This window comes from Roseovarius sp. CAU 1744, assembly GCF_039839345.1.
Lineage (GTDB): Bacteria > Pseudomonadota > Alphaproteobacteria > Rhodobacterales > Rhodobacteraceae > Roseovarius.
Window position 1 is genome coordinate 388,086 of record NZ_JBDOQV010000002.1, and the last position, 14,698, is coordinate 402,783.

Annotated in this window: 11 protein-coding genes; 6 read left to right on the forward strand and 5 right to left on the reverse strand. The window is 63.2% G+C overall.

What is annotated here, in order from left to right; translation table 11 throughout:
* Window positions 1–51 precede the first annotated feature (51 nt).
* The 3 genes from AAFO92_RS05810 to AAFO92_RS05820 all read left to right on the forward strand — a co-directional run bounded on the left by AAFO92_RS05810 (window position 52) and on the right by AAFO92_RS05820 (window position 3,552).
* A complete protein-coding gene (locus AAFO92_RS05810; protein WP_347533707.1) occupies window positions 52–819 on the forward strand; it encodes a GNAT family N-acyltransferase in 768 nt (255 codons plus the stop codon).
* Window positions 820–845: 26 nt separating this feature from the next.
* Window positions 846–1,649 carry a lysophospholipid acyltransferase family protein gene (locus AAFO92_RS05815; protein WP_347533874.1) on the forward strand — a complete coding sequence of 268 codons (804 nt, stop codon included), beginning with the start codon at window positions 846–848 and terminating at the stop codon, window positions 1,647–1,649.
* Between the two features lie 169 nt (window positions 1,650–1,818).
* Entirely contained in the window at window positions 1,819–3,552 is a 1,734-nt protein-coding gene (locus AAFO92_RS05820) for an ankyrin repeat domain-containing protein (protein WP_347533709.1), read from the forward strand.
* A gap of 3 nt (window positions 3,553–3,555) precedes the next feature.
* On the opposite strand, the gene AAFO92_RS05825 is transcribed toward AAFO92_RS05820, so the two are convergent.
* Window positions 3,556–4,176: a thiamine phosphate synthase gene (locus AAFO92_RS05825; RefSeq protein ID WP_347533710.1), complete on the reverse strand. Its 621-nt coding sequence runs from the start codon at window positions 4,174–4,176 to the stop codon at window positions 3,556–3,558.
* 166 nt (window positions 4,177–4,342) lie between these two features.
* Between AAFO92_RS05825 and AAFO92_RS05830 the strand changes: the two genes are divergently transcribed.
* From AAFO92_RS05830 to AAFO92_RS05840, 3 genes are all read left to right on the forward strand, one after another.
* Entirely contained in the window at window positions 4,343–5,083 is a 741-nt protein-coding gene (locus AAFO92_RS05830; RefSeq protein WP_347533711.1) for an RNA methyltransferase, read from the forward strand.
* A 65-nt stretch (window positions 5,084–5,148) separates the two neighbouring features.
* Window positions 5,149–6,288, forward strand: coding sequence for a heme A synthase (gene ctaA, locus AAFO92_RS05835; RefSeq protein ID WP_347533712.1), 1,140 nt, complete (start codon window positions 5,149–5,151; stop codon window positions 6,286–6,288).
* 1 nt (window position 6,289) lies between these two features.
* Window positions 6,290–7,759 carry a carboxypeptidase M32 gene (locus tag AAFO92_RS05840; RefSeq protein WP_347533713.1) on the forward strand — a complete coding sequence of 490 codons (1,470 nt, stop codon included), beginning with the start codon at window positions 6,290–6,292 and terminating at the stop codon, window positions 7,757–7,759.
* A 196-nt stretch (window positions 7,760–7,955) separates the two neighbouring features.
* Here AAFO92_RS05840 and AAFO92_RS05845 read toward each other — a convergent pair whose 3' ends face one another.
* From AAFO92_RS05845 to gyrA, 4 genes are all read right to left on the reverse strand, one after another.
* A complete protein-coding gene (locus AAFO92_RS05845) occupies window positions 7,956–9,833 on the reverse strand; it encodes a nucleoside-diphosphate sugar epimerase/dehydratase (protein WP_347533714.1) in 1,878 nt (625 codons plus the stop codon).
* A gap of 224 nt (window positions 9,834–10,057) precedes the next feature.
* Window positions 10,058–10,900, reverse strand: coding sequence for an NAD-dependent epimerase/dehydratase family protein (locus AAFO92_RS05850; RefSeq protein ID WP_347533715.1), 843 nt, complete (start codon window positions 10,898–10,900; stop codon window positions 10,058–10,060).
* 106 nt (window positions 10,901–11,006) lie between these two features.
* Entirely contained in the window at window positions 11,007–11,606 is a 600-nt protein-coding gene (locus AAFO92_RS05855; RefSeq protein ID WP_347533716.1) for a hypothetical protein, read from the reverse strand.
* Window positions 11,607–11,776: 170 nt separating this feature from the next.
* On the reverse strand, window positions 11,777–14,524 hold the full coding sequence (gene gyrA / locus AAFO92_RS05860) for a DNA gyrase subunit A (RefSeq protein WP_347533717.1): 2,748 nt from the start codon (window positions 14,522–14,524) through the stop codon (window positions 11,777–11,779).
* Window positions 14,525–14,698: the final 174 nt, after the last annotated feature.

Consider the following 14,698-nt stretch of genomic DNA (forward strand, 5'->3'; position numbering starts at 1 on the left):
TGCGCGCCGGCTTTTCTAAAACGCGGAGAAATGGAAAATCCCGGGCTGAGAATGCGCCAAGAGGCAACAGAATTTCGCGTGAAACTGGCCGAATCCGAGCCTGAACTGCATGCGGCGCAGGCGTTGCGGTATCGCGTCTTCGTCGAGGAGCTGGGCGGCGACGGGCCATTGGTCGATCACGACGCGCGGCTGGAACGGGATCAGTTCGATCCGTATTTCGATCACCTGTTGCTGCTGGATACGGGCAGGGACGATGCCGTTGTCGGGGTCTACCGCCTGTTGCGGGGCGATCAGGCCGCGCGGGCGGGACAGTTCTATTCCGAGGACGAATACGACCTTTCGGTGCTCAAATCCTCGGGGCGGAGGCTGATGGAGCTTGGACGGTCCTGCCTGGACGCCGATTACCGCGGCGGCGCGGCGATGTATCACCTGTGGAACGGGCTGGCGCATTACGTCGCCGATCACGGTATCGAGGTGCTGTTCGGCGTCGCCAGTTTTCACGGCATCAACCCGGATGACCTGGCGCAACCGCTGTCGCTGCTGCATCACCGGCACCTGGCGCCCGAAAGCCTGCGCGTCAGGGCCAAGGAGGCGCATTACCAGCGGCTTGACCTGGTCGACCCCCAGGATCTGGACCGGCGGGCGGCGATGCTGCAGGTGCCGGCATTGATCAAGGCGTATCTGCGCCTGGGCGGGTACGTCGGCGACGGGGCCTATGTGGATCATGCGTTCAACACGACCGATGTCTGCCTGATCCTCGATACGGAACGCCTGAACGAGAAACAGAAAAGCATCTATTCCAAGGGCGTTGAGGCGTGACCCGGCCCTGGAACCCCGATGACGTGATGACCCTGCCGCCGATCGGGGCCGCGGGATGGCTTCGGGCGGGGCTGCGCGGGGTTGCCATCGGGGTTATCCTGCTGGCCGGGGTGCTGGCGACGTTGATCCTGCGGGTGATCGAGGTGCCGCTTTACGGGCAGCGGCGGCCGTTCAGCCCCTACCTGACCCAATGGGTCGCACGCAGCTGGTTCGTGGTGCTGGGGATGCGCCACGCGGCGCAGGGGCAGCGGATGGACCTGCCCGGCGCGGTGGTATCGAACCACGTGTCCTGGCTGGACATTTTCACGCTCAACGCGCGCAAGCGGATCTATTTCGTTTCCAAGGCAGAGGTCGCCGGTTGGCCCGTCATCGGTTTTCTGGCCAGCCTGGTCGGCACGGTTTTCATCGCGCGCGATCCGAAACAGGCCAAGGCGCAGACGGAACTGTTCGAACGCCGCCTGACCGCCGGTCACAAGCTCTTGTTTTTCCCCGAGGGAACGTCGACGGACGGATTGCGGGTTTTGCGTTTCAAACCAACACTTTTTCAGTCCCTCTTCAGCCCCGAGCTGCGCGACAGGCTGCATGTGCAGCCGGTTACTGTGGTCTACCGCGCGCCCGCAGGCACCGACCCCCGGTTCTACGGCTGGTGGGGCGAGATGGATTTCGGCCCGCACCTGCTCCGGGTTCTGGCAGCGCCCCGGCAGGGCTCGGTCACGGTAATCTACCACGACCCGGTCAAGGTTGCGGATTTTGCCGACCGCAAGGTTCTGGCCGCCCATCTGGAACAGATCGTGAGGGCAGGGATGCCGCCTGAAAGGCAGCTGGTGTAAAGCCGCACTTGCATGGATCACGGCGTCGTGTCACGATTCGGGAGCCTGTCAGAAGGCATCCGATCCGCGGGAAGGGCCAAGCCCGTCTGAAAGACTGACCCATACTACTCTCTCACCTCTTTTCAGGTCCGAGGGCGCGGATACCGGACGATATGAAAGGAGGTCGATCATGACGATCACCCCACTTCCCGCCAGCGCCAGTTTGGAAAACCTGCGCAAACGCGCCAAATCGCTCTTGAAGGCGGTCCGTGCCGGAGACGCGGCGGCTCTGGCCCAGGTCGGGCCATATTTTGGCGACCCCAAGGCCATCGGCCTGCAACAGGCGCAGCTTGTCGTGGCGCGCAGTCATGGATTTTCCAGCTGGACCAGACTGAAGCGCCATGTCGAAGGCACGGCGGATGAAAGCACCGATCAGCTGGCCAACCGGTTTCTGGACCTGGTGACAGTGGCCTATGGCCCGGTGCCCGATTTCGGCCCGGCGCGGTTCAAGCAGGCCCGGAAATTGCTGGACCGGCACCCCGGGATTGCACATCACAGCATCTACACCGCCGCGGCCACCGGTGATGTGGCAGCCATCCACCGATGGCTGGACAGCAAGCCGGAACTCTTGAATCGCAAGGGCGGATATTTCGGATGGGAGCCATTGATGTACGCGGCCTATGCCCGGCTGCCCGGAACCTCCACTCTGGCGGCCGGGTTGGCGCTGCTGGAGCGCGGCGCTGACCCCAACGCCTACTATATGTGGGGCGGACAATATAAGTTCACCGCCCTGACCGGCATCTTTGGTGAGGGCGAGGGCGGACCAATCAACCAGCCGGAGCATCCTGATTTTGCGGTTTTCGCGCGCGCGCTGCTGGAGCGCGGTGCAAACCCCAATGACAGCCAGGCCTGTTACAACCGCTGTTTCGAACCCGACAATACCTGCCTGGAATTGCTGTTGGAATACGGGTTGACGGCAAAAGACAGGAATAACTGGCTGCTGGTTGAGGATGACAGGGTGATGCCGCATCCCAGCGAGACGCTGCACTTTCAGCTTATCCAGGCCATCAAACGTGGATTTTCCGCCCGGGTCCGTCTGCTGCTGGCGCATGGCGTCGATTTGCGGCGCGCGGATGACACCTATGAAACCAGAACGAAAGGGAAGTTACCGTATCAGGTGGCGTTGCTGATGGGAGAACATGACATCGCCGAAATGTTGCTGGATGCCGGAGCACCGCAATCGGACCCCACACCCGAGGAGGCGTTTCAGGTGGCCTGTATGGCCGGGGATCTTCGGCGGGCGCAGACGTTGCTGGCCGATCATCCCGGCCTTATGGCAACCGCTCCGATCGCGGACATGCTGCGCGACGCCGGCAAACGCGGTCATCTGCCGGCGCTGGAGGCGATGATCGCCCTTGGGGTCGATGTGAATGCGATCAACGGCAACACGGCGCTGCATGAGGCGGCATTGAACGGTCATGCCGATTGCGTGCGCCTGTTGCTGAGGGCCGGCGCCGATCCGACGATCCGGGACGACTGGCACTTTGCCACGCCGATGGGATACGCGCTGCATTCCGGGCAGGAAGAGATCATCGCCCTGCTCGATCTGGAGGACATGGATATCTTCACCGCCGCGGCACGGGGAAATCTGGCGCAGATCAGCGCGCGGCTGGCCGAGGATTCAACCAGGCTCAACCAGAGATTTGCCGATCTCTTTCCCGATCGCGAACCACCGGAAAATGGCTGGACCACGCCGCTGGTGTTTGCCGTGGCCGCCAATCATGCCGACGCCGTCCGATACTTGCTGGAAAAAGGTGCCGATCTGGACATTACCAGCGACAGCGGCCAATCGCTGGCCACGGTCGCCGAGGCCGAGGCCGGTGCGGAGGTCCAGACGCTGCTGAACCGGGCGCGCAGAGGGTAAGGGTCACTGCATTGCCGTGATGAGCGCGCCAAGCGCCGCGGCGGGATCCTCCGCGCGCCAAATTTCCTCTCCGATCCCGAAGAAATCGGTCACCGGGGCGAGGGTGCGGATGATCTGCGCATCCAGGTGGCCTTCGGCGACGACGGGCAGTTCGATCATCTGCGACCACCAGTCGAAGAGGTCGTGATCGGCGCGGCTGCCATCGCCCAGCCCCGAGGCGCCCAGCGGGCCGAAGCTGATATAGTCGGCGCCGGATTCGCCGGCATTCATTCCCTCGTGCCGCGAGGTGCCGCAGAAACTGCCGACGATGGCGTCGGCGCCCAGTTCCTTGCGCGCCGCACGGACCGAGCGCGCACCGTCGGTCAGGTGGACCCCGTCGAGCCCCAGCCGTTCGACCAGCATCAGATGCGTGTCGATCACCAGCGCCACGTCGCGGGCATGGGTGACCTCTCGGCAGGCATCTGCCGCGCGGGCGATACGATCCTCATCCTGGCTGGCAAGCGCCAGGCGCACACAGGCGACCTCATGGGCGTCAAGCACCTGCGCCAACTGGTCGGGAAAACGGCTGAGCTCCAGTTCGGGCGGCGTGATGAGATATAGCTGGGGCTGCTCGGCTTCGGTCATTTTCCTTGCACTCCTGCAATGGTTTGCGCCGCTATAACGTGGAAACCGCAGCGGGTCTATCGGGGCGGTGGAATTTGAGTATTTTTGGAACGATGAAGCATGGGGCGGGGTTTTCCTGACCCCTGCTTTGGCCTATGAGGCGGGCAGGAAAACGGAGCCGGGTGACATGCCGACGGATCAAGAACAGCCTGCCTTTGTGCTGGTGCGTCCGCAGATGGGGGAAAATATCGGCGCGGCGGCGCGAGCGATGTGGAATTTCGGGCTGGACCGGATGCGGATCGTGGCCCCACGCGACGGCTGGCCCAATCCGAAGGCGGTGGCGATGGCCAGCGGGGCCGGGCGGCTGCTGGACGAGGCGCAGCTATGCGATGACGTGGCGGGGGCGCTGGAGGATTGTCACTATGTGATGGCGACCACGGCGCGCGCGCGGGGTTTGACCAAGCCGGTACTCAGCCCGGAACGCGCCATGCAGGTCGCGGCCGAGAAGATTGCCCTTGGCGAAAAAGTCGCCGTGCTTTTCGGCCCCGAACGCGCCGGGCTTGAAAATGACGATATCGCGCGCGCCAACGCGATCATCAACGTGCCGGTGAACCCTGATTTCGCCTCGCTCAACCTGGCGCAATGCGTGCTTCTGACCGCCTATGAATGGCGGCGGGCGCAGGGCGCGGTCACGGCGGAACGCGTCGATATGGCCCGGACCGAATGGGCCGAGCAGATCGAGGTTGAAAAGCTGGCCGCGCATTACGAGGAACGGCTGTCCGAGGCCGGGTTCTTCTTTCCGGAAACCAAGGCCGAGGGCATGAAGGTCAACCTGCGGAACATGTGGAGCCGGATGCCGCTGACGCGGGCCGACATACAGATGCTGCATGGCGTGATGCGGCAGATGGTCCGCTGGAAGAATCGTTGACGGGCGGTGCTTGAAGGGGGCGCAGGGGCGCACTAGGCTCTGCCCGGAAGTCAGGAGCAATCACGATGAGCGGCAAGCGCAGCATTTTTGAAGAGGTCGGTGACGCGCCGAAGCGCGAAGCGCCGAAGGGCGGCATGATCGACCAGGGCCGCCGCGGTGCGCGCGGCGCAATCCGGGCCTGGCTGGCGGTGCTGTTCGCGCTTGTCGTTGTGATGATCGCGGTGGGCGGGCTCACGCGGCTGACCGACAGCGGCCTGTCGATCACCGAATGGAAACCGGTGACCGGCGCGCTGCCGCCCATGAGTGCCGCCGACTGGGAGGTGGAATTCGGCAAATACAGGGAAATTCCCGAATTCCTGGTGCAGAATTCCTGGATGGAACTGGCGGATTTCAAGCGCATCTATTGGTGGGAATGGGGGCATCGGCAGTTGGGCCGGGTGATCGGACTGGTCTGGGCGGTGGGGTTCCTGTTTTTCCTTGCAGCCCGGAAGATCCCCGCCGGCTGGACGCGGCGCCTGTTGCTTTTGGGCGCTCTTGGGGGCGCACAGGGTGCCGTGGGCTGGTGGATGGTCGCCTCGGGGCTGGGGCAGGGCATGACCGATGTGGCAAGCTACCGGCTGGCCGTGCATCTGGGGCTGGCCTTTGTCATCCTCGGGTTCATCGGCTGGTATGTCATGGCCCTGGGCCGCGAAGAGCGCGAATTGATGCAGGCCCGGCGCGGCAAAGAGGCGAAACTCTTCGGGCTGTCGACCGGCTGGCTGCATTTCACCTTTCTGCAAATACTCATCGGCGCGCTGGTGGCCGGGATCGACGCCGGGCGCAGCTATACCGACTGGCCCCTGATGGGCGAGCAGGTGCTACCGCCGACGATCTGGATCACTGAGCTGGGCTGGCGCAACCTGTTTGAGAATCCCGGGTTGGTACAGTTCGTTCACCGGATCACGGGGTATCTGCTGCTTGTCTTTTCGGTCGTGGTCTTTCTGCGCGGCCGGCGCAGCGCCAACTCTGCCACGCGGGTGGCGTTCAAGGCGGCATTCATCGCCGTGATGGCGCAGATCGTGCTGGGCATCATGACCGTGGTTTACGGCGCACCCTGGCAGGTGGCAATCGTGCATCAGCTGGTGGCGGTGGCGCTGTGGGTGCTGATCCTGCGGGCGCGATTCCTGAGCCTTTATCCGCAGGCGCAATCCATCCGGGGGACCTGACGTGAACGCGTTCGACGAGCTGATGGCGTTTCAGCGAGAGACTGAGGCGCTGTCGCAGATTGCCGGCCGCCTGGGTTGGGACCAGGAAACAATGATGCCGCGCGGCGCGGCCGAGCAGCGTGCCGAGGAGAGCGGCGCGTTGCAGGCGGTGATACATGCCCGGCGCACGGACCCTCGTGTCGGCGATTGGCTGGCGGCGGCCGACGCCCCAGATCAGGCCGGCGCGGCGCAGCTGCGGCTGATCCGGCGCAGCTACGAACGTACGCAACGCGTGCCCGCGGATCTGGCCACGGCACTGGCCCGGCTGACCAGCCGCGCGCAGGGTGTCTGGGCCGAGGCCCGCAGCAAGGATGATTTCGCCGCCTTTGCCCCGGTGCTGGCGGAGGTCGTGCGCCTCAAGCGGGAGGAGGGGCAGGCGCTGGCCGGGGACGGAGATGCCTATGACGCGCTGATGGATGAATTTGAACCCGGTGCCACCGGTGCGCAGCTGCAGGCGATGTTCGACGAGATGCGCCCCGGTCTGGTGGCGCTGCGGCAGCGGGCGCTGTCACAGCCGGAACACCCGCCGGTCAGCGGGAAATTTGCAGCGCAAAAGCAGATGCAGCTGGCCCGCGAACTGGCCCGGCAATTTGGCTACGACATGACACGCGGACGCCTGGACAAGGCGGTGCATCCCTTCAGCTCGGGCAGCGGCAGCGACGTGCGCATCACTACCCGCACCAGCGAGGACGACCCGTTCAACTGTCTTTATGCCACCATCCACGAGACCGGCCATGCCTGTTACGAACAGCGGATTGATCCGGCCTACGCGCTCAGCCCGCTGGGGCAGGGCGTGTCGATGGGGGTGCATGAAAGCCAGAGCCGGATATACGAGAACCAGCTGGGCCGAAGCCGGGCCTATTGCGGCTGGCTCTACGGGCAGATGCGCGACCGGTTCGGGGATATGGGCGTGGCGGACGCGGATGCGTTCTACAGGGCGGTGAACCGGGTTCATCGCGGGTTCATCCGGACCGAATCCGACGAGGTTCAGTATAACCTGCACATCATGCTGCGGTTTGACCTGGAACGGGCACTGATCGCCGGTGATCTTTCGGTCGCCGATCTCGAAACGGCCTGGAACGACCGGTTCAAGGCGGATTTCGGCTATGACGTGACGCGTGCCTCGGATGGGTGCCTACAGGATGTGCACTGGTCGGTCGGGCTGTTCGGCTATTTTCCGACCTACAGCCTTGGCAATGTTTATGCCGGCTGCCTGCACGAGGCGCTGCGTCAGACCGTACCTGATCTGGAGGCGCAACTGGCCGATGGAGATTTGACCGCCGCGACAACATGGCTGGAAGAAAACGTGCAGCGGCATGGCGGGCTCTATGAACCGCGCGAGTTGATCACACGTGCGTGCGGGGCAGAACCCAAAGCGGCCCCGCTTATGGCGTATCTGGATACGAAGTTCGGCGCGCTTTATCCAACGTAGCCAGGCCTTGCGATGGCGGCATTGACCCCTTTGCGGCCCCCCGTACCGCCAACGCCGACACCGTTTTCTTCGCAGAAAACGGAAGGGAAAATTGCAATTTTCCGATACGGAATTTTCGAAAATTCCGTGTCCGTCAATGAAAGCTTGTCCCGCAATTCCGGCTTTGTGGGGGCGATCGTCCTGACAGTTCAACCGGTCATTCGTTGACGATCACGGGTTTCGCCTTGTCCGCACGTTCGATCCATTTCGACAGAGTCTGGTTCATCAGCTTCGGGTCGCGGGTCTCAATCGCCTGTTTCAACGCGTTCAACGCATTGGCCATCTCGATTTCCGACAGGTGATCCTCCTGCGCGCGCAGGATGCGGCTGTGCGGGGTGGTCAGCATGTCCGACCCGATCAGAAGCTCTTCGTGCAGTTTTTCACCGGGGCGCAGCCCGGTGATGCGAATCTCGATATCGCCGTCGGGATTGTCGCGGTCGCGCACGCTGAGCCCCGCACCTTCGATCATCTTGCGGGCCACGTCGCGAATGGGGACCGGCTTGCCCATGTCCAGCACAAAGACGTCACCGCCGCGCGCGAAGGTGCCTGCCAGCAGGACCAGCTGGACCGCCTCGGGGATGGTCATGAAATAGCGGGTGATGTCGTTATGGGTCAGCGTCACCGGGCCGCCCCGCGCGATCTGTTCCTGAAAAAGCGGGATAACCGATCCGCTGGAGCCCAGAACGTTGCCGAACCGCACCATCGAGAAACGAGTCCTGGTCGACCGTGTCGCAAGATCCTGTATCAGCAGTTCGGCAAAGCGTTTCGAGGCCCCCATGATCGAGGAGGGGCGCACCGCCTTGTCGGTCGAGACCAGGATGAAACGTTCGGCCCCGGCATCGCGCGCGGCATCCGCCACCACCTTGGTGCCCAGCACGTTGTTCCGCATCCCCTCGAGGGCGTTGTATTCGACCAGCGGCACGTGCTTGTACGCGGCGGCGTGCAACACCGTGTCGACTTTGTATTTCTTCATGACACCGGTCACCAGATCGCGCTCGCAGACCGAGCCGAGCACCGGTTGAATATCGACATCGCTGCCCATGTGGCGCAGTTCACGGTCGATCTCGAACAGCATCAGTTCGGAATGGTCCATCAGCACCAGTCGGTCGGGTTTGCAGGCCACCAACTGGCGGCAGATTTCCGAGCCGATCGACCCGCCCGCGCCCGTCACCAGGATCGAATGCCCGCGATAGGTCTCGGACACGCCGGGAAGCTCCTCCTCCAGACGTTCACGGCCCAGAAGCGCGTTTAGGTCGACGGGCTTGGTGGCGGGCAGGGCCGTGGCGCGGCTGGCGATGAGATTGGCAAACGAGGGCAGGGCGTGCACTTCGCATCCCATATCGGCCAGCTTTCGGATGATGCGCCCCTGTGCGGCGGCGCCGACACTGGGCATCGCCAGGATGATGCGGTCGATGCGGTGGGTATTGACCAGGTCGTGGATCTCCGCCGACGGGTGCACGCGCAGACCGGCGATGGTGTGGCCGTGCAAGAGCGGATTGTCATCGACGAACACAACCGGTGTCACGCTGTCATCCGTGGTCAGGGCAGAGGCCAGTTGCTGGCCGGTCTGACCGGCGCCGTAGATCATCAGCCGGGTGCGGTGCCCATGCCCGGCAAAGACCCAGATCATCCAGTGCCGCAGCGCCAGCCGGGCCATCACCGTCAGAATCAGAAAGACCATGCCGAACACGACGAAAACATGCGCAGGCGTGGGTGAAACGGCGATCAGCCGAGACGCCACGGCGCCTGTTCCGGCCATCATCACGGCCACCAGCGCCGACTGCATGACGCCCTGCATCTGATAGGCGGCAAGACGGATCCGGTGCAGCCCCAAAAGTGCGGTCAGGGTCGCCCCGACGCCCAGGATAACCACCAGATCTGTCGCGGCTGCTGCAGGGACGGTCATCCACATCTCGGTCCCGGACAGAAGCAGCGCGGCGATGAAATAGGACGCCACGATCAGGCAGAGGTCGATCACAAAGACAAACCAGGACTTCTGCGCCCGGCTGAGCGATTGTGAAAGATCAAATATCATGCCCGTTACCCCCAGGCGATGCCCCGACGAGACATGGCCCATAGCGAACATTGCCTGCGGTGTCTACTTGGTGTCGGGTGCTATCATATCCCACCGCCATCAACCCGAACAAGTAACGATTGTGACAGCGTAAGCTGCTTGTTTCCATGTGTTTTTCTTATGGCACAGTTGCCGGTGCGCCGGGGGCGCCCGCAGATCCACAAAACCCCTCACGGTTCTGTCACTCAACCTTGTGCATGAAGCATTTTCACCAGCGCCACCGGGTCGCTTTGAGGGGTTACATGCGGCAAAAGACGGCGCAGCAGGGAACAGTCCATGGTGACTTCCTGAACAGCATCGGGCGGGGCATTGCGCCAGGTTATGTCTTTGCCGGACGCGGTGATCAGGTCCTGCATGGCGACGGGCCGGTGGGCGGCGACATTAAGTAGCGCGGGCAGTTGTGCCGCGGGCAACCGCGACAGCGCCGCCAGGACATCGGCCAGATCGGCGGCCCCGATGTAACTGCGCAGGGGGCCGTTCCCGTCGCTGAACCGGTCCAGCCGGGCCGGGGCCGAACCGGTCAGCACCGGGGCCAAGCTGTCGGCGCCGACCACGTTGGCCAACCGCAGACAGACGTGCCGCAGCCCCAGGTCGTCAAACCCGGCAACGGCGGTTTCCATTGCCAGTTTGGATTGTCCATAGGCATTGACGGGCGCGGGGGGCGTGACTTCGCTGGCCGCGCTTGCCGGGCCGTAGACCGCCGCGCTTGACAGGTGCAGCACCCGAGAGGCGCCACAGGCCCGTGCGACATCGCGGCTTTGATCGGCGAGCGTCACGTTGACATCCAGGGCCGGGGCCTCCCCCGAGGTCTGTCCCCAAAGGGCAATCACCGTGTCGCAAGCGGGCAGGGCGGCGGGGTCATCGCCCGGCGCCCATCGGACGCTGTTTTCCCCGGACAGCATCCGGCGCGACTGGTAGTGTATTTCAAGCCCGAGGGGCGGTGTCTTTCGCCAGGCTGCCCGCAGCATCTTGCCCAACCGTCCACCGACCCCCAGAATCAATACCGGCGAAAGTCGTGCATGTGTCACCGGTCATTCCTTCCTGGCGCTTGCCTGTTGCGAAGCGCTGACCCTCTAACGGGTGCGCACGCCTGTCAAGTGCCGTGCCGGGCGGCTTCGGGTACGGCTGAAAAGATCAGATGTTGGCGAATAGGTTGATGTCCAGCAGGTCGCGATCCGCCTGCCGCTCTTTCGGGTGTTTCATGAAAGAGGGCATTTGCAGCACCGGCCTGGCCTCGCGTTTCGGCTGCGGCTTCTGCGGTGCGTCGGGTGTGATCCGCCGCGGCGTCACCTCGGCCGAATAAACCGGGATCTTGCGCACGCGGGCGATCCTGCGCCGCCGCATGAGATCCGCCCGGCGCAATTCGTGGCGGTTCATGTTGGAGTAGTTCAGGATAATCGCGCAGACCAGCGTGACATCGCGCCAGAAGGCCGAGATATCCTCGACCGGCGCCAGCAGGAAATTCTGAACCAGGCTGGAACCGAAAATGAAAAGCGCGAGTATCAGTGCCGTGGGGCGCAGGTAGAAACCGGTCATGAAGGCCAGGCTGGTCAGCAAAAGAAGGGTCGAACCGATGACATCGGCGGCGATCATGGGCACAAAAGGCAGGAACAGCGCCTTCTGATCTATGCCGGTGATCAGATCAAGCGAGACAGCGGCAAAATACGAACCGATGACAATTCGGATCAGATTGAGGCCGGTTTGGTTGAGCCAACGATCATCTTTGCGGACCACGGGAACTTCCTGGTACATGCGGTTTCAAGGGAACAGGGCGTCACTGGTCACAACCCCGGACAAGATGGGGCTCTTACGCAGTATCGCGGCAAATCCGGCAGGAATACGCCATTTACGTGAAAATTCGTGGTTAACGCAGGTTAAAGGCGAGTAGGCCCGCCTTTAACCCATCATTGTTCCTGTTCGACGGTCTCGTCCTCATCGCCCTGTTCGGCGATCCAGGCGACGCTGACGACCTCTTCGCCCTTGCCGGTATTGAAGACACGGACCCCGCCGGCGCTGCGCGAGCGGAACGAGATCCCGTTGACCGGAACCCGGATCGACTGCCCCTTGGACGTGGCGAGCATGATCTGATCCTCCAGTGTCACCGGGAAGGAGGCCACCAGGGGCCCGCCGCGCATGGCCTTGTCCATCGCCGTCACGCCCATGCCGCCACGTCCGCGCACCGGGTAGTCATGCGACGAGCTGAGCTTGCCCGCGCCCTGCGACGTGATGGTCAGGATCAGGTTCTCGGCGGCCTGCATCTCTTCGAACCGTTCCGGGCTGATCGCGGCGTCGGCATTGCCTTCCTCGTCGCCATTTGCCTCGTCTTCGGTTGCCCCGGCCAGCTGGCGGCGCATCTTGAGGTAAGCCGCGCGCTCGTCCGGTGTCGCCTCGAAATGCCGGATGATCGACATCGACACGACCTGGTCGTCACCGGTCAGCTTGACCCCGCGCACACCGACCGAGGCGCGCGAGTTGAAGACCCGCAACTCGGTCGTCGGGAAACGGATGGCGCGGCCGGATTTCGTGACCAGCATCACGTCATCCTCGTCGGAACAGATCCGCGCGTTGATAAGCTTGGTCTCGGCGTGGTCATCCTCGAATTTCATCGCGATCTTGCCATTGGATTTCACGTTGGTGAAATCACTCAACCGGTTGCGCCGGACGGTCCCGGCAGAGGTGGCAAAGACGATCTGCAGATCCATCCATTGATCCTCGGGGACATCGACGGGCATGATCGCGGCGATGGATACGCCCGCGGGAATGGGCAGGATGTTGACGATGGCCTTGCCCTTGGAGGTGCGCCCGCCAAGCGGCAGCCGCCAGGTCTTGAGCTTGTAGACCATGCCATCCGTGGTGAAGAACAGAAGCTGCGTGTGGGTGTTGGCCACGAAGAGGGTGGTGACCACGTCCTCTTCCTTGGTCTGCATCCCCGACAGCCCCTTGCCGCCGCGCTTCTGGGCGCGGAAATCGGCCAGCGCGGTGCGCTTGATATAGCCGCCGCTGGTCACGGTCACCACCATTTCCTCGCGCTCGATCAGGTCTTCGTCTTCCATGTCGCCCGACCAGTCGACGATCTCGGTCCGGCGCGGCACGGCGAACTGGTCGCGGACCTCTTTCAGCTCATCACCGATGATGCCCATGATCCGGTCGCGCGAGGCGAGAATGGCAAGGAATTCCTTGATCTTGCCGGCCAGCTCCTGCAGCTCGTCGGTCACTTCCTTGACGCCCAGCTGGGTCAGCCGCTGCAGGCGCAGGTCAAGGATCGCGCGGGCCTGGGTCTCGCTCAGATTATAGGTGCCGTCCTCGTTGGCCTTGTGCGTCGGGTCGTCGATCAGCGCGATATATTCAAGGATGTCGCCGGCAGGCCAGCGCCGGGTCATAAGTTTCTCGCGCGCCTCGGCGGCGTCGGCAGAGGCGCGGATGGTGGCCACGACCTCGTCGACATTGCTGACCGCCACGGCCAGGCCGCACAGGATATGGCTGCGTTCACGGGCCTTGCGCAGTTCAAACGCGGTGCGCCGCGCCACCACCTCCTCGCGGAAGGCGATGAAGGCGGTCAGGAAGCCGCGCAGGGTCAGCTGCTCGGGCCGGCCGCCATTGAGCGCCAGCATGTTGCAGCCAAACGACGTCTGCATCGGCGTGAAGCGGAAAAGCTGGTTCAGCACCACCTCGGCGGTGGCGTCGCGCTTGAGCTCGACGACCACCCGCACGCCGTTGCGGTCGGATTCGTCCTGTACATGGGTGATCCCCTCGATCCGCTTGTCGCGCGCGGCCTCGGCGATCTTTTCGATCATCGACGCCTTGTTCACCTGATAGGGGATCTCGTCGATGACGATGGCATAGCGGTCCTTGCGGATCTCCTCGACGCGGGTCTTGGCGCGGATGATGACGCTGCCACGGCCTTCGATATAGGCCTTCCGCGCGCCCGAGCGGCCCAGCATGATGCCGCCGGTCGGGAAATCGGGGCCGGGGACATACTGGATCAGCTGCTCGCTGGTCAGGTCCGGGTCTTCGATCAGGGCCAGCGTGGCGTCCACCACCTCGCCCAGGTTGTGGGGCGGGATGTTGGTGGCCATGCCCACGGCGATGCCGCCCGCGCCATTGACCAGCATGTTGGGGTACTTGGCGGGCAGGACGGTGGGTTCCTGTTCCTTGCCGTCATAATTGTCCTGGAAATCGACCGTGTCCTTTTCCAGGTCATCCAGCAATGCGGTTGACGCCTTGGCCAGCCGCGCCTCGGTATAGCGCATGGCCGCCGGGTTATCCCCGTCCATCGAGCCGAAATTGCCCTGACCGTCGATCAGCATCAGCGACATCGAGAAATCCTGCGCCATCCGCACCAGCGCATCATAGATCGCCGAGTCGCCATGCGGGTGGTAGCTCCCCATCACGTCGCCCACGGATTTTGCCGATTTTCGGTAAGGTTTGTCGTGGGTGTAGCCACCCTCCTTCATCGCGTAGAGGATGCGGCGATGCACCGGTTTCAGCCCGTCGCGCAGATCGGGGATCGCGCGGCTGACGATGACCGACATGGCATAGTCCAGATAAGAGGTCTTCATCTCGTCGGTGATCGAGATTTTCGGACCATCATATACCGGGCGTTCGGGGGTGTTTTCTTCTGTATCTTCAGGTGGTTGCGGCGTATCGCTCAACTTGATGCCTGTCCTGTTAACTCTTCTATATTTTGTTGCCCGGACTATATCAGAGGCAGGATATGGGGTGCAACGGTTGTTGCGCATCTGCGCAGGCGCTGACCAACGCGCGATGCCAACACATTGTTTTCATTGAAAAGTAATTTTAATGCCTCAAAATGGAGGTATCAGGCG